The organism is Cytobacillus oceanisediminis (assembly GCF_004366035.1).
In the GTDB taxonomy this organism is placed as follows: Bacteria; Bacillota; Bacilli; order Bacillales; family Cytobacillaceae; genus Cytobacillus; species Cytobacillus oceanisediminis_C.
Genome location: NZ_SOEE01000001.1, coordinates 257,743 through 272,617 on the forward strand (window position 1 = coordinate 257,743; position 14,875 = coordinate 272,617).

17 protein-coding genes are annotated in these 14,875 nt (G+C 41.1%); 1 reads left to right on the forward strand and 16 read right to left on the reverse strand.

Annotated elements, in window-relative coordinates:
- Positions 1-61 precede the first annotated feature (61 nt).
- From DFO72_RS01290 to DFO72_RS01320, 7 genes are all read right to left on the reverse strand, one after another.
- Positions 62-775, reverse strand: a complete 714-nt coding sequence (locus tag DFO72_RS01290) for a hypothetical protein (protein WP_113884526.1) — start codon at positions 773-775, stop codon at positions 62-64.
- Positions 776-800: 25 nt separating this feature from the next.
- Positions 801-1,004 carry a DUF2768 domain-containing protein gene (locus DFO72_RS01295; RefSeq protein ID WP_113884525.1) on the reverse strand — a complete coding sequence of 68 codons (204 nt, stop codon included), beginning with the start codon at positions 1,002-1,004 and terminating at the stop codon, positions 801-803.
- Between the two features lie 244 nt (positions 1,005-1,248).
- Entirely contained in the window at positions 1,249-2,310 is a 1,062-nt protein-coding gene (locus tag DFO72_RS01300) for an NAD(P)H-dependent glycerol-3-phosphate dehydrogenase (RefSeq protein WP_181782384.1), read from the reverse strand.
- Between the two features lie 95 nt (positions 2,311-2,405).
- Complete coding sequence (gene der / locus DFO72_RS01305; protein WP_113884523.1) at positions 2,406-3,716, reverse strand: ribosome biogenesis GTPase Der; 1,311 nt, start codon at positions 3,714-3,716, stop codon at positions 2,406-2,408.
- Between the two features lie 516 nt (positions 3,717-4,232).
- A complete protein-coding gene (locus DFO72_RS01310; RefSeq protein WP_113884521.1) occupies positions 4,233-4,418 on the reverse strand; it encodes a capping complex subunit for YIEGIA in 186 nt (61 codons plus the stop codon).
- Between the two features lie 3 nt (positions 4,419-4,421).
- Positions 4,422-5,309 (reverse strand): YIEGIA family protein, encoded by an 888-nt coding sequence (locus DFO72_RS01315; RefSeq protein ID WP_113884520.1) that lies wholly within the window; start codon positions 5,307-5,309, stop codon positions 4,422-4,424.
- Positions 5,306-5,914, reverse strand: a complete 609-nt coding sequence (locus DFO72_RS01320; protein ID WP_113884519.1) for a YphA family membrane protein — start codon at positions 5,912-5,914, stop codon at positions 5,306-5,308. The genes DFO72_RS01315 and DFO72_RS01320 overlap by 4 nt, the downstream gene beginning before the upstream one ends.
- 141 nt (positions 5,915-6,055) lie before the next feature.
- Here DFO72_RS01320 and DFO72_RS01325 point away from each other — a divergent pair, with 141 nt between their 5' ends.
- Complete coding sequence (locus tag DFO72_RS01325; RefSeq protein WP_113884518.1) at positions 6,056-6,199, forward strand: YpzI family protein; 144 nt, start codon at positions 6,056-6,058, stop codon at positions 6,197-6,199.
- 419 nt (positions 6,200-6,618) lie between these two features.
- Here the strand turns inward: DFO72_RS01325 and fni are convergent, their stop codons facing one another.
- The 9 genes from fni to prsW form a co-directional block, all read right to left on the reverse strand.
- Complete coding sequence (gene fni, locus DFO72_RS01330; RefSeq protein WP_113884517.1) at positions 6,619-7,680, reverse strand: type 2 isopentenyl-diphosphate Delta-isomerase; 1,062 nt, start codon at positions 7,678-7,680, stop codon at positions 6,619-6,621.
- A 12-nt stretch (positions 7,681-7,692) separates the two neighbouring features.
- Positions 7,693-8,832 (reverse strand): 30S ribosomal protein S1, encoded by a 1,140-nt coding sequence (gene rpsA, locus DFO72_RS01335; RefSeq protein ID WP_113884516.1) that lies wholly within the window; start codon positions 8,830-8,832, stop codon positions 7,693-7,695.
- A gap of 408 nt (positions 8,833-9,240) precedes the next feature.
- Positions 9,241-9,822: a lysophospholipid acyltransferase family protein gene (locus DFO72_RS01340; protein WP_113884515.1), complete on the reverse strand. Its 582-nt coding sequence runs from the start codon at positions 9,820-9,822 to the stop codon at positions 9,241-9,243.
- The gene (gene cmk / locus DFO72_RS01345; protein WP_113884514.1) at positions 9,819-10,499 is read right to left on the reverse strand and encodes a (d)CMP kinase; all 681 of its coding nucleotides are present in this window, start codon (positions 10,497-10,499) and stop codon (positions 9,819-9,821) included. Before cmk ends, DFO72_RS01340 begins: the two co-directional genes overlap by 4 nt.
- A gap of 186 nt (positions 10,500-10,685) precedes the next feature.
- Positions 10,686-10,868: a YpfB family protein gene (locus tag DFO72_RS01350; protein WP_113884513.1), complete on the reverse strand. Its 183-nt coding sequence runs from the start codon at positions 10,866-10,868 to the stop codon at positions 10,686-10,688.
- Positions 10,869-10,958: 90 nt separating this feature from the next.
- Positions 10,959-11,618 carry a flagellar brake protein gene (locus DFO72_RS01355; protein WP_113884512.1) on the reverse strand — a complete coding sequence of 220 codons (660 nt, stop codon included), beginning with the start codon at positions 11,616-11,618 and terminating at the stop codon, positions 10,959-10,961.
- A gap of 148 nt (positions 11,619-11,766) precedes the next feature.
- Entirely contained in the window at positions 11,767-13,116 is a 1,350-nt protein-coding gene (ypeB, locus tag DFO72_RS01360; protein ID WP_113884511.1) for a germination protein YpeB, read from the reverse strand.
- 14 nt (positions 13,117-13,130) lie between these two features.
- On the reverse strand, positions 13,131-13,967 hold the full coding sequence (gene sleB / locus DFO72_RS01365; RefSeq protein WP_113884510.1) for a spore cortex-lytic enzyme: 837 nt from the start codon (positions 13,965-13,967) through the stop codon (positions 13,131-13,133).
- Positions 13,968-14,091: 124 nt separating this feature from the next.
- Complete coding sequence (gene prsW / locus DFO72_RS01370; protein ID WP_113884509.1) at positions 14,092-14,781, reverse strand: glutamic-type intramembrane protease PrsW; 690 nt, start codon at positions 14,779-14,781, stop codon at positions 14,092-14,094.
- Positions 14,782-14,875 lie beyond the last annotated feature (94 nt).

Sequence of the window (14,875 nt, forward strand, 5' to 3'; positions counted from 1 at the left end):
TAAAAGTATATAAAAAAATAACCCTTCTCCTACAATATATTTTGCAGGAGAAGGGTTATGACTATTTCACCAAAAAGATTGGATCATTCGTGGCGGAATCGATTGTGTAAGGCAGAGAATAGGCGGGAACAAAGTCAGAATCCTTCACAAGAAGATCTCTAATATCTTCTCCTGGTTTAGGCTTGTTCTCCTTATTCTCCAATGCCTGATATAAATCAACCCGATAATCCACGTATACCTCTGCATTGCCGGTAACAACATACGGGAGGGTCTTGCCGCTGTATGGACTGAGGGCTTTAGGTTCTTCCTTAAACCCTAATTTTTTGAAATCCATCGTAAAGACATTTTCTGCAATCTGCTCTTTATATGGAGGGAACCCATGCGCCTTAACCCTCAGGTTAATATCCCTGATGGTTTCAGCAATTCTTAAATCAAAAATCTTCACTTTTGGATCTGTTTCCGCATCAACGATCACATATTGAAAAACTCCGCCGGATTCAAAGGCATTCCCAGGCGGCTCTGCCATAAATTTGGGGGCAATTTTCTTAAAATCAATTGGATACTTTTGATAAATAGGGGTTGTCTGATCCTTGGTTTTGATCGGCAGAAGGCCTCCATTTGCTTCCCGATATTGGTCCACTGCCGACTGGACAGACTGGAGCTGATCCTTATAGGCTATCTGATTTTGAGATAACTTCTCTTCAGGATACATACAGCCCGTCAGAATCAAAGCACCGCTCAACAAAAGCAAAAATATGTTAAAAGCTTTTTTCATTTAATCAACCCTTTATGTAAAAGTGCTAGCTGCTTGTCGGACCGCTGAACACGACAAGCACTATAATAATCCCGCTTATTATCATTAAAAGATAGGCAACAATGGCTGTTATAATCTTAAAAACCCCAGCTTTCAGCTTGTAGCGGCTAAGATAAATTAATATTATAGATAAAAACATAAATCCCATAGAAGCAAGGGATATCCACATTTTCATTAAAGCCGGCGACATACAAATCAACTCCCTTTTCCGAAATGTATTATAACATATTAAATGAATAAATCTAACAGCTTTTCATTACGAATAAAATTAAACACAAAAAAACTGAGGCAAAGAAGGGGCAATTCTTTACCTCAGCCATTTGACTAAATAACCCAGCACCCTGTTCATTACACTAGTTTGCTTCGTTGCATTGTATGCAGGAACCTGCTGTCTCGCATCATCTAATGCCTATATTTTTCAATTAATAAACATTTCAGTTCTTTTTATTCCCGCTTTGATCTTCCAAAACGTTCGCAAGATCTTCCATCTCATGTGTTTTTCCTCTTGCCATCAGAAGATCAACAGCATCCTTCGCATTTACATTATTAAAAAGAACGTCATACAGGACAGTAGTAATCGGCATTTTCACGTCATATTTTTGAGCCAGCTGGTGTGCTGCCTTTGTTGTCCTGACTCCCTCTACGACCATGCCCATATTATCAAGGACTTCCTGCAGATTATGTCCCTTTCCAAGAAGATTTCCAGCTCGCCAATTGCGTGAATGGACAGAAGTGCATGTAACGATCAAATCACCGATTCCCGCTAATCCGGAGAAAGTAAGCGGGCTTGCCCCCATCTTCATACCGAGACGGGCAATTTCAGCAAGACCTCTGGTTATCAGGGCTGCCTTTGCATTGTCTCCATAGCCTAAGCCATCTGTAATTCCAGCTGCAAGGGCTATAATATTTTTTAAAGCTCCGCCAATTTCCACTCCAATGATATCCGGGTTTGTATATACTCTGAAATTGTTATTGATAAACAAATCCTGAATTTTTTCGGCAGCATCCATATTTTTTGATGATACCGTAACAGTAGTGGGATGCCGCAGACTAACTTCTTCTGCATGGCTTGGTCCAGAGAGTACCACTACACTATCCAGAAGATTCCCAGTCATTTCTTCTTCAATCATTTCAGAAATCCGGAGAAGTGAATCAGGTTCAATGCCTTTACTTACATGCACTATGGTTAAAGGCTCTTTTCTAATTCCTTTGATCTTGCCGATTACTTCACGAATGGCCTTTGTCGGCACTGCCAAAATCAAAGTGTCTGTTCCGTTTAAAGCCTCTTCAAGCGACGTATATCCTCTTATTTCTACAGGCAGATGTACCCCTGATAAATATTTTTGATTAGTATGGTGCTTATTAATTTCCTCTATCAGATCAGGATTATGGCCCCACATTCTGACGTCATGCCCATTATCCGCAAGCACCATCGCCAGGGCAGTACCCCAGCTCCCAGCACCTGCTACAGCTACACTTTCTTTTTCCCGCTCCATTTGATCACTGCCTTTTAACGTATTTGGATGCATCAAAAATTCATCCGATTCTGCCTGCCAGACAATAATAATGCTTTCTGGCTGGCATCATCGCATTATTTTCTTTCCCTTGCAAATATCTTAATAGGTGTGCCTTCAAAACCGAAAGCGTCTCTGATTCTGTTTTCAAGGAAACGTTCATATGAAAAATGAAGAAGTTCAGGATCATTAACAAACACAACAAATGTCGGCGGCTTTACAGCAACCTGTGTTGTATAATAAATTCTTAGGCGTCTTCCTTTATCTGTAGGTGTCGGATTCATCGCAACAGCATCCATGACGACATCATTGAGGACGCTTGTTTCAACACGTAAAGCATGGTTTTCACTGGCTGTGTTAATCATTGGGATTAAGGTATGAATACGCTTTTTCGTTTTAGCTGAAAGGAAAACAATTGGTGCATAATCAAGGAATTGAAAATGCTCACGGATATTTTGTTCAAATTCCTTCATTGTTCTCTCATCTTTTTCAACTGCATCCCACTTATTGACTACAATAACAACAGCTCTGCCTGCTTCATGAGCATAACCGGCAATGCGCTTGTCCTGCTCGATGATTCCTTCTTCCCCATCGATGACCACTAAGACAACATCAGAACGTTCGATTGCCCGCAAAGCTCTCAGAACACTGTATTTTTCTGTTGTTTCATAGACTTTCCCTTTTTTTCGCATACCTGCAGTATCGATGATGACATATTCCTGTCCGTCAACTTTCACCTTCGAGTCGATAGCATCTCTTGTGGTGCCTGCGATATTGCTGACAATGACCCGTTCTTCACCAAGCATTGCGTTTACAAGAGAGGATTTCCCGACATTCGGGCGCCCAATTAATGAAAACTTAATGACCTCTTCTCCATATTCAGCTTGGCCATGTTTAGGGAAATGCTTGGCTGCTTCATCAAGCAAGTCTCCAAGACCAAGCCCATGAGAACCTGAAATAGGAAATGGTTCACCAAAGCCAAGTGCATAAAAGTCATAAATTAAATCCCGCATCTCAGGGTTATCGATTTTATTTACCCCAAGAACTACAGGCTTTTTGGCTTTATATAAAATTTTGGCAACTTCCTCGTCTGCAGAGGTAACACCCTCTCGCCCGTTTACAAGAAAAATAATGACATCTGCTTCATCTATCGCAATTTCTGCCTGAAGCCGAATTTGCTCTAAAAATGGCTCGTCACCAATATCAATTCCGCCTGTGTCAATAATATTAAAATCATGAGTCAGCCATTCTGCCGAACTATAAATCCTGTCCCTTGTCACTCCCGGAATATCTTCGACAATGGATATCCGTTCTCCTACAATTCTGTTAAATATCGTTGATTTTCCAACGTTAGGACGCCCGACAATAGCCACCACTGGTTTTGCCATGAACATCACCCTTTCAATTCTTTATTTAAATTGTTTAAACATCCCATCTATGTTCCAGAAATGCCTTTACCTTGAGTAAGCATACAGATGGCTGTCCACAATAACACTACATTGATGTTAAAACCATCCAAACAGCTGTACATTTATAAAATAAACCCTTCTCAAAGATAGAAGGGTCTAACTTAGATATTTTAACAAAGAGAAACCTTCCTAGCAATAGGAAAAGCGGAAGGCGACCGTTTAATGAAGGCACGCAGACTAAAAACACCACTTCCTGCGGCAACTTCTGCATGACCCGCATCCTCCCAGAAGCTGCCGCTTTCGGTCGTGCGATTTTTTGCTGTCGAAGCCTTCCTTGTCCTATGGGCCTCAAGCATAAGACGAGCATGCTGAAAGGCTGTTCTTTAACCTTTTGGACGGATTGGCTTAGACCCGAGAGCCGATAGCGCCTGGAGCTAGACAGTTATCGTAGTTCAAAGATATAATTTCTGATTTTATAAAAACTTGGCAGCCTCATTAATGCTTAACAATTACATATAGTTCTTCTGTTAAAGCATGGGCAATACCGTCAAGAATAGCTTCAAGATTGGCTGCGATGATTTCCATTTCTTTTTTATCTTCACAATGAAATACGGCGGTTCCTGATGGTATCTTGGATGGATTTGTTGTAATTGCAGCCAGTATGAATTTTTCAAGCACCATTCCCTAACTTCCTTTCCCATTCGTTTGCCGTTCAGTAGGCATCCTAATCGCGTTTTCAAGTGTTGGAACCGCTTCGATGATTTTTATGGCTTTATTGATATTTTTTTCCTGCGGCAATACAAAAACCCCTATACGCCCATCATCAAGGTCCCTTTTCGCTAGCGGAACAAGCGCAGGAGTTCCGGAATCCCGGTAAACACCCAAAGCAGTGGAGACATCATGCAATATAGCCTGCCTCTGCCCAAGATTGGCAATAGTGGAGCGGGCATTGAAATTTTTAGGTTTTAAAATAAATCCCATCCCATATCGCAGCACTTCCTCTTGTCTTTCGGGCAAACCAATATTCATGATATAAATATTGTCAACATACAAGCCTGCTCCATCAAATCGCGGCTCTACAAACTCAACTTCAACGATTTCCTTCAGCCTTCCCCCTGACATTAATTTCTTTGAAATAAACACGGCCAGAATGGCTGCCGCAAGCCCTCCCCATATATTAAATACCAGATAGCCAAGCGTACTTAATAAAGATGTGAAAATCACAAGGTAATTTCTGCTTTCGAAGGCTATCGCCACGCCTTCTATATACGTTTTGCCTCTGGGAACCATTTCGTAGCTGTCCAGTTCAGTAAGCGTGTTTCTCTCCATGTTTCTGACTTCCCTAAACTGCGATGCAGCAAGGGTCAGGAAGGTAACGGCTGTGAATTCTTCCTCCATTATTGAAGGGATGGCCACCGTTCCCAGTCCGGCAGCAATGAATCCCAATGCAACGTGTATAATCTTTCCATGTAAGTATGTAGGGTATTGCCGGTAATCGGTCCGCAGCATATAAATACGGGTCAAAGTTCCAGCTGCCAGACCAAAAAGTATCGGGTAGGTATATTCGCTCATGATAATTTTTGTTTCTCCCTTTCAAAATGTTTAAAGTTGGCTTCAATATATTTGACGGCCCATTGCACTGCAATCCATACAGCAGATATAGAAATAGAGGTTGCCATGATATCCAGAAAGGCCAATGATCCAATAGTGTACGGAAAGGAAAATTGATTAAGAATGAGCGCATATAGAACCTCTCCCTGGATGCCCCCGAGCAATATTAACGGCAGTCTGAGCATTCTGTTTTTTTGCAGGAGGACAGCCAAATAAACAAGAAGGACTGACAGCATCCAATTCCGTGAGAATATAACCCAAACCGGATCAAACAGTTCAAACAGATGAAATGTGACATATGCCATCATCAGGATGAAAGCACAAAAAAGGAAATAAAGTTTACCCAGTTTTTTTAATCTCCCAGCAAAAATATATAAAGAAACAAGCAGATAAAGGCCACCAATACCAGTTTCAACATTGAAGATTTTAAGTGTCCAGGGTGACAGCATAATAAAAAATAAAATCCAGGCAGACAATAGAAACCTGTATTTATTATTTCGATCCATAAAAAAAGTCGCCATAATCCAAACCATCCAGGAAATCCAATAGAAAATTAATCCTTCCATCCTCTACCTCCTATCATTTCCATTATGGCTTTTTCGTATGTAAAATAACCCTGTCAATTCAAAAGGATAATTCCTTTTGAATCAACTTTTTGCATAATTCTTTTGCACTCATTTCATCTTAATAACATGGAGGTGTTTAATATGGGCAAAGACAGACAGGAAAAAAAGCTTAAAAATAGCGGAAAAGTGGAATCCGATCGCGACCAGGCACTTCATTATCCTGGAGCTGCCAAGATGCAGAGCCCCGAAGAAGCCAGATCTTTGAATGATTCAAAATACAGTTAAAAAAGAAAGCGGAAGCGCCTTGCTCCCAAAGAAACGCAGACTAAGAACGCCACGCCCTGTGGCAATGTCTGCCTGACCCCCATCCTCTCAAAAGCTGCCGCTTTTGGTCGTGCGATAAATTATGCTGAAGAAGCCTTACCTTGTCCTGTAGGCCTTAAGCACAAGACGAGCCTCCCGGAAAGGCGTTTTTGCTTTTTTGGGAGGCTTGCCCGAAATGTGGAGGCGGCTGGGAGCCGAAACTGGACAAGCTGGTGACCTCGAGGGGGTTAGGCGCTCCTCTTAAAAGCTAACGCTATTAATCGTGCGCTGATCATCCTGTCGAAGCGTTATTTGTGAAGCAGGACAGTTATCGAAGGTCAAATATCTAATATACACGCCTCTGAAGGCAAAAATAAAACTCTCGTCATTTGACAAGAGTTTTATTTTTGTATTATCCGCTGAGAATATGCCTTTGTATCAATGCCACGTTCATTCAACCAATGATGGGTCCTTTCAGTTATGATAATTGGAGACTGCTGAAGCTGGGCGATGTTTGCTGCCCCCAAGGCAGTCATGATCACTTTCAATTCGGTATTCATATTGTTAATCTCTTCAATGAGTGCTTCAAGTCCTTCTTTCATGAGAACTTTCAAAAAGTATCCCGCCATCCCTGCAGCTCCTGCCCCAAGAGCAATTGCCTTAGCTATCTCATGGCTTGTCTGGATGCCCCCCGAAGCTATGACAGCAATATCTTTTCCCAAAGATGCAGCTTCTGCAATGGAGACAGCCGTCGGGATTCCCCACTCATTGAAAAACGTTAACAGTCTATCTCTTCTTGCATTTTCTATGCGGGAGAAATTCGTTCCGCCAAATCCGCCAATATCGATTGCTGTAACACCGGCTGATGCAAGCATTGAAACTGTTTCTTTATTTATGCCAAATCCCACTTCTTTTACAACTACTGGAACTTCAGAATGGGAGACGATATTTTCAATTCTTTTTAGGGCACCCCGGAAATCACGGTCACCTTCAGGCATGGTCAATTCCTGGACTACATTTAAATGAATTTGCAATGCATCTGCTTCAATCATATCCACCGCTGCTTTTGCCTGATCGATTGTAGCTTCACTGCCTAAGTTGCCAAAAATAATTCCACTGGGGTTTTCTCTCCTGGCAACCCTATAGGATTCTGCTTCACCGGGATCCTTCAGTGCAGACATTTGAGACCCCACTGCCATAGCAAGGCCTGTGGATCTGGCAGCAAGGGCGAGATCCCGGTTAATTTGAACCGTTCTTTCTCCTCCGCCCCCTGTCATGGCATTTATAAAAATTGGCGAACTTAATGAAAGTTCGCCAATTGAAGTGCCTAAATCAGCCTGATCAAGAAACGCATCAGGAAGACTTTGATGAATAAATGCAATATCCTCTAAACCGGTATTGCTGTTTTGGCCCGTTGCCAAAGCATGCTGGATATGATCCCATTTACGTTTTGATCTAGACAAAATTTATCACCATTACTTTTTTAAATTCTTTAGCTGGTCGCCTATCATATCACCAAGCGAGAAGCCTTTGTTTTCTTCAGGAAGTTCGTAGTCAGTCACTTCTTCCTGTTCTTTTTCAAGAAGATCTTTGATGCTCAATGACAGGCGCTGGTCCTGTTCGTTCACATCAAGAACCTTTACTTTTACTTCTTGTCCTTCGCTTAATACTTCATGAGGAGTTCCAATATGCTTATGCGCAATTTGTGAAATATGGACAAGGCCTTCCACACCTGGGAAAACTTCAACAAATGCTCCATAAGACACAAGTCTTTTTACTGTTCCTTCAAGAGTGCTTCCTTTAGGAGCCTTTTCACTGATGTTATCCCACGGCCCTGGCAAAGTCTCCTTAATGGAAAGTGAGATGCGTTCATTGTCCCGGTCTACACTTAATACTTTAACCTTCACTTTTTGGCCTTCTTCCACAACATCTGAAGGCTTCTCTACATGCTCATAAGAAAGCTGGGAAATATGGACAAGACCATCAATCCCGCCAATATCAACAAATGCTCCAAAGTCAGTAATTCTTTGAACTGTTCCATCCAAAACCTGACCTGCCTGAAGGGATTCAAGCACTTGATGCTTCTGTTTTCCTTTTTCTTCCTCTATTACAGCACGGTGAGAAAGAATCAGGCGATTTTTATCTTTATCAAGCTCTACAATTTTAAATGTCATCGTTTTGCCTTTATAATCAGTAAAGTCCTCAACAAAGTGAGCTTCAACCAGGGAAGCAGGAACAAATCCGCGCACACCCAAGTCTACTACTAAGCCGCCTTTAACAACATCTTTTATTTCTGCTTCAAAAACTTCGCCCTCATTAAATTTCTTCTCAAGGGTTTCCCATGATTTACCAGCATCAACTTTTCGTTTAGAAAGAATAAGGGCTTCTTCCTCCACTTTTAAAACCTCAAGCTCGAGCTCATCTCCTTCTGAGACCGCATCGCCTGCTTTTTCAATATGAAGGCTTGAAAGCTCGCTGATTGGGATAATCCCATCCAATTTGCTGTCAGTAAGGTCAACAATGACTTGCTTTTCTTCCACTTTGGTAACTTGGCCTTTTACCTTGTCACCCACCTCAAAATTTTTAACTTCTACTTGATTCATTTCCTCTGACATATGTATTCCTCCTTAATCCAATGGCTGCTTTTAAATTTTTAATCTGTATTCAACTGCCTGCCATCCAGGCAAGAACCCTGTGTCAGCAGCAGAAATACTCGAATAGCTATTTATTTTGCAGGCTATTTTTCAACTGTAGTTGAATGTCTCTTCCTGCCCTCATAAGAAAAGCGCAAGCGCCTTGCCCACCCCCGACAAGCACAGACGGCCTCACGGAAAGATTGCCTTTTTGGGAGGACCGCCCGAAACAAGCCAAGCCTGTGACCTCAAGGGGTTAGGCTGCTTGCGCTAGATAATTCTTGAAGTTCAAAGTAAAGGACAGCCTTATTTTTCGAATATTTTCGCCTTTTTAAAAAATGCCTTTTTACTAACTTCTTACAAAAGAAGTTTTTTGTCAAGCAAGAAGGTCTATGAATAATCTTCAATTAATTTACGTATTTCTGACATAATCATTTCGGTGGTTTCCTCCGCCGAAACCTTTTTTTCCCTTAGCTCTTTCATATCAATTGGTTTACCATAAACAACTTTCAATTTAGAAAAAGCTTTATAGGGGCCAATAATGGCGCAGGGAACGACATGCGCTTCTGACCTGAGAGCAAAAAAACCTGCACCCGCCAGCCCTTTACCCAGCTGCCCCGTTTTACTTCTAGTACCCTCTGGAAACAGCCCTAAAACATTTCCTTCTTTTAAGATTCCAAGCCCTTTTCTTAATGCCTCCCTGTCACTCATTCCTCTCTTGACAGGAAATGCATTTAAATCGGGAAGAATTTTCCCCAGGACGGGTACCTTAAAGAGCTCTTCTTTGGCCATAAAATAAACTGGCCTTGGAGCATTAATGCCGACTACCGGAGGATCGAGATTATCTATATGATTGGAGCATAAAAGGACGCCCCCTTCAGCAGGAAAGTTCTCTCTCCCAATTACTTCAAATCTGTAAATGGGTTTTAGAACTCCATAGACTGCTGCTTTGGCAAAAGAATAGAGATTCACTTTGAACCAATCCTTTCAATAGCCAGATCCATTATCTTATCGACTACCTGTCCAATTGACAAAGAAGTTGTATCAATCTCTTTTGCATCATCTGCTTTCTTTAAGGGAGCTATTTCACGCTCAGAGTCCAGTTTGTCCCTTAAGGAAATTTCTTCCTTTAGCTTTTCAAGATCAGATGGATATCCCTTCTGGATATTTTCGTTATGACGCCTAACAGCTCTTTCATCAACTGAGGCTAAAAGAAAAATCTTTACTTCTGCATGGGGCAGGACATGGGTTCCGATATCCCGGCCATCCATTACCACTCCTCCATCTAAAGCAAAGCTTTGCTGGCGCAATACCATTTCTTCTCTAACAAGCTTATGCATGGAGACTATAGAAACAGAATTTGTCACTTCAGAAGTCCTGATTTCATTTGTCACTTCCAGCCCGTCCAGATAAATTAATTGCCCTTTTTCGCCTGGCTGCAGTTCAATAACTGTATTGTTTAGAATCTCCATAAGAGAAGCTTCATCTTCAAGACTTGCATTCTTCTGAATAGCTTTATAAGTCAAGGCGCGATACATGGCACCAGTATCAATATATATGTAAGATAATTTTTCTGCCACAATCTTCGCTACTGTACTTTTCCCTGCAGCAGCTGGGCCGTCAATTGCAATTGATATACGTTTGCTCATAGTTCCTCCTGTACCCCTGGCCGCTTCTTCCCCAGGTTCGTTCAGCTTTATTTTAACATAACAAGTCTGCATCAGTGCATAATTAAACTGTTTTTTAAGTCTTGCAAATTTTTAAAAATAGCCCCTGAAAGGCTTATAAATCGATATATCTGACGCCAGAACAAAAAATTAGCAGGCGCCTGCCTGCTAATAATCTTTCCTGAACGTTTCAAGCAGCTCAGTGAAATTCTGATCTGTAACACCCTCATACTGAGTCAGCTGCTTTAATTCCGGAAAAGCTTCCATACGATGAAAGAAAAATTGTGTGAAAAGCAAGAAAACAAATTGCAGAATAATTAACTTTAGAATAATCCTCTCCACCGTTTTCATCAATGCCATCTCTCCAACTGATAAAATAAGAATAAGCCAATAGACTTCACCATCTATTATGAGAGATGATTATAAAAAATATTCCTTTATTTATATTTCCAGGCCTTTTTTCTTCATTGCCAGCTGCCTATCGAAACAAAATCGCAGGAGCAATTGTCTATCCCGGGGGCTTACCTCCAAAAACTGAACAGAAATAAACGATTTTCCATTTTGGGGTTCAGAAACTCTGATTACCTTACTTTTAAGCCGTAAATAATAATTGTCGCCGTTCTGCATAGCTAATACGAGATAAGTTTGTATTTGCATACTCGCTTTTAAAGAGCTGCTCGTTTGTGCGATGATTGCAGCACCGCCCGCACTAATATCATCCGTAATTGATACAAAAGGAGTAAACTCATTACTTTCCGGGTGGATAGCAACATCAACTGGTGTTTCAACCCTGACAAACTGACGCCGCTGGATTTTCACCAAATGTTCGTCCCCCGGATATGATAAAACCATCATCGGGATCTTCAGCTTAACTCTTCCCATAACCTCGCTTTCGAAAAGATATACCGTCCCATCTTCAGCCAAAAAGGTTGCCTTCAGCTGGGTTCCATCGAGCAGGAATGCAGTTTTATTCGTTTCCTGTTTTATCGGATAATCAATATATAAATTATTTCCTTCTCTTTCAACAAGCTTGCATTTATATTTCTCGGATTTTTCAGAGTATGTTAATTCGAGCAGCATTGTCTCTCCAATATTTATCACACTGACTCACTTCCCCTTATTAAAAGGATAATCTTGTCATTTCATTATGACCGGTATAAAAGAATCCTGCAATAGCATTTTTAAAAGATTTGGGTAAAAAGGCCCAAATGCTTTTTAAGGCAAAAAAAGAAAGCCTATCCGGCTTTCTCTACAGTACATCTTCAAATACTGGTTCAGCATTTTTTAGCTTTTCTACTTTTTCTTCTTGTCCTGTTTCTGCGTTTATATAGATTCTGTAGGTATCTTCACCCAATGTGCCTAGAATTTCATAACAGGAAACTTCCTGATTTAAATCATTAATGATGATTGCCCGTCTATCTTCCATGACTTTCAGCTGGGGATTCACCTTGGCTCTCGCCTCTTCTGCAGTGATTAAAGGCTCAGGAATTTCTCTCTGGTGATGAGCCTTTAAATAATCCTCAGCAGAAAAGGCTGACATTCTGCCATTATCAAGCGCAACTTTCACACGAATGGAGTCCGGATAAATCCTTACGCCATCCTGATTGGACACGAAGGTAAATACGCCTAAATTGTCATACTGGGCACTCTCGAATAAATCAAGGTCCTTAAAGCCATTGTCTTTCAGAAATTTAACCGCATTATTGCTTGCTTCATTAAGGCTTACCTTTTGTTTCGCTACTTCCCGATCCAGTATAAACCAGATAGGATAGCCGCCTTTCTTAGTAATATCCATGTTTGCTTCTTCTTTTGTTTTCTTATTTTGAATACTGACACTATAAAACCCGTAATCAGACCCTTTGCCGTTTTCAGTCACTCTAATATTTACATTATTCCCCAACTTTGCATACTGCTGACCTATTCGTGCAGCTTCTTCTTCTGTTATTTCTTTACCCTTAAGATATTTGTAATTTTCATCCTTCCTCTGCATATTTACAAATGCAGGTCCAAAGTCTGTCTCTCCATAGCCTTCAACCGTTTTTTCCACTGTCTTAAATCCATCTATGATTGTATTATCTGCAGCTTCCTCATTGGAGGCGAGCGCCATTTCTACATCCATCCACCGTAAGTTCTTTTCAAGCACCATATGCTGAACTTTGCGCAAATCCTGCTGAACATCAGCCGACTGTTTATAGAGCTGCTTTAGTGTTTGATATTCTTTATCCGATAAAGGTTCTTTCTCCAAATCCCTTACTGCTGTCCTATAACTGAAATCTCCGATATTGGATAGAAACTCTTCTGTTTTATTGAAAGGAAGAAGCGAGAGAGGCAGCTGGCCAACATCTGAGTGCGCTCCTGAAGTTAATCTCCATACTTCTGCCAATTCAGGTGATAGTGAAGCTCTCGAATTCATTGCTAAGGTTGTTCCGATTTTGTCATGCAATAGGTCAATTTGGTAAGTTAAATCATGAAATGCCCTTTGATAATTATTTTCGGCATTAATTAGGATTGCATTTTTCTCCCGGTGTTCCTGATAACCCCAAAACGCTGTACCGGCAACACCCAGTGCAAGTACGCCTATGAGAATTCCTCTAAGCATGATCATTCACCCCTCTATTTACAGAATATATGTTTTCCAATCTGCTTGATTTGCGGCCGTGTCCAAATCCATCCGCTTGTAGCTGTATCCGGGTTAAAGTAATACAGTGCCTCGCCTGTTGGGTCCCATCCATTAATGGCATCAAGGACGGCTTTTTTTGCTGTTTCATTCGGCGTTAACCATATCTGGCCATCGGCAACGGCCGTAAAAGCACGCGGCTCAAAAATAACGCCAGAAACAGTGTTCGGAAATGATGCACTGTCTACACGGTTTAAGATGACTGCGGCAACTGCCACCTGACCTGTATACGGCTCCCCTCTTGATTCTCCATAAACCGCATTGGCCATTAACTGTATATCATTTTCTGAGAATCCGTTAGGCACATTTGCAGCAGTCGGCTGTTTAGGAGCTTCCTGCTGTGCCGTTCCCCCGGAAGATCCCCCTTGCTGAGGCTTAGTCTGCTTTTCAGTGTCCACCCCGCCGTAATGGGTGAATTTATTGCCCTTATTAATTTGTTCTTTCACATACTGTTCATTATACTTGGATGCTTTTACAAGCTTGTTTTTTGTTTCCTGGCCAGCAAGCCCGTCTATCGGAAGGCCGAATTCATATTGAAAATTCCTGAGTGCCCAATAGGTTCCCCACCCAAACACTCCATCGATTTTCCCATTGTAGAATCCTAAATACTGCAGGCGGGACTGAAGCTCGATTACATCATCTCCCACTGCTCCGTGCTGGATAACCTGGTTGGAAAAGGCATTAGCTTTGTCCATATTCCCGCTCAAAGGAATTCCTAGAACACAAAGGGAGATTATGAGTAAAACCTTTCCTGCCAAAAAATTCTTTTTCATGGATTTTAACCTCCAAAAGTCAATCTTTTTTCATTGACCCTATTTTTTGTAGTCCTTGGCTTTTTATTCAATAACTTGAGTCTTTTTGCTTTTGGTTTATTTTCGCAAAATAAAAAACCCTCCATCAGGAATGGAGAGTTTTCTGTAAATCAAATTGGTTATCCATGTGGTTTACACTATGTGCCCTTGCTTTTTTGACTTTTCTTAAGCCCAGCCACCAAAGGAAGATCATAAATGGAAACATGATAAAAATCCAATGTTTTAGAGAGATCAGGATGTAGTCGTAAATACCGTGAAGGAGAAAAGGTATAAATAGCGAAAAGGCTATCCATTTTTTTGTAGAGGTTGCCGAGAATTTTCCTTTTCCTATATAATAGCCCATGATAACACCAAAAAGAGCATGGCTGGAAACCGGAAGCAAGGCCCTTCCAAGAGCGTGTTCCACACCGAGAGCGACGAGATAGAAGATATTTTCTGCAGTAGCAAAGCCAAGTGATACAGATGCACCATACACAATTCCATCATATGGTTCATCAAATGTTATATGCTGATAGATAGTATAAAATAATATAAACCATTTAAAGAATTCTTCCAGCAGGCTTGATGACAGAAATGCATCCATCAAACTAGACTGCAGCACCCCTTCAGTCTCTAAAACATACTGGATGAACATAATGGGGAACACGAGCAAAGCACCAAACAAAAAAGTTTTAAAAACCATTGATATGGGTTCAGACTCATATTGATCTTTTAAATAAAAATAGCTTAATAATGCCAACCCCGGCGCGATGCCAGCGGATAATATTCCCAGCATGAGCTGCCCTCTTTTCAATCTGTTTCCTTAATCGTATCATGATATAGAAAGAATTAAAATGATTATTCAAATATTGGAAAACAAATATTTCGCA

What these genes read in the sequence shown, in the direction of transcription:
- DFO72_RS01290 (WP_113884526.1), bottom strand. Translation starts at nt 775, where the DNA reads ATGAAAAAAGCTTTTAACATATTTTTGCTTTTGTTGAGCGGTGCTTTG.
- DFO72_RS01295 (WP_113884525.1), bottom strand. Translation starts at nt 1,004, where the DNA reads ATGTCGCCGGCTTTAATGAAAATGTGGATATCCCTTGCTTCTATGGGA.
- DFO72_RS01300 (WP_181782384.1), bottom strand. Translation starts at nt 2,310, where the DNA reads ATGGAGCGGGAAAAAGAAAGTGTAGCTGTAGCAGGTGCTGGGAGCTGG.
- der (WP_113884523.1), bottom strand. Translation starts at nt 3,716, where the DNA reads ATGGCAAAACCAGTGGTGGCTATTGTCGGGCGTCCTAACGTTGGAAAA.
- DFO72_RS01310 (WP_113884521.1), bottom strand. Translation starts at nt 4,418, where the DNA reads ATGGTGCTTGAAAAATTCATACTGGCTGCAATTACAACAAATCCATCC.
- DFO72_RS01315 (WP_113884520.1), bottom strand. Translation starts at nt 5,309, where the DNA reads ATGAGCGAATATACCTACCCGATACTTTTTGGTCTGGCAGCTGGAACT.
- DFO72_RS01320 (WP_113884519.1), bottom strand. Translation starts at nt 5,914, where the DNA reads ATGGAAGGATTAATTTTCTATTGGATTTCCTGGATGGTTTGGATTATG.
- DFO72_RS01325 (WP_113884518.1), top strand. Translation starts at nt 6,056, where the DNA reads ATGGGCAAAGACAGACAGGAAAAAAAGCTTAAAAATAGCGGAAAAGTG.
- rpsA (WP_113884516.1), bottom strand. Translation starts at nt 8,832, where the DNA reads ATGTCAGAGGAAATGAATCAAGTAGAAGTTAAAAATTTTGAGGTGGGT.
- cmk (WP_113884514.1), bottom strand. Translation starts at nt 10,499, where the DNA reads ATGAGCAAACGTATATCAATTGCAATTGACGGCCCAGCTGCTGCAGGG.
- DFO72_RS01350 (WP_113884513.1), bottom strand. Translation starts at nt 10,868, where the DNA reads ATGAAAACGGTGGAGAGGATTATTCTAAAGTTAATTATTCTGCAATTT.
- ypeB (WP_113884511.1), bottom strand. Translation starts at nt 13,116, where the DNA reads ATGCTTAGAGGAATTCTCATAGGCGTACTTGCACTGGGTGTTGCCGGT.
- sleB (WP_113884510.1), bottom strand. Translation starts at nt 13,967, where the DNA reads ATGAAAAAGAATTTTTTGGCAGGAAAGGTTTTACTCATAATCTCCCTT.
- prsW (WP_113884509.1), bottom strand. Translation starts at nt 14,781, where the DNA reads ATGCTGGGAATATTATCCGCTGGCATCGCGCCGGGGTTGGCATTATTA.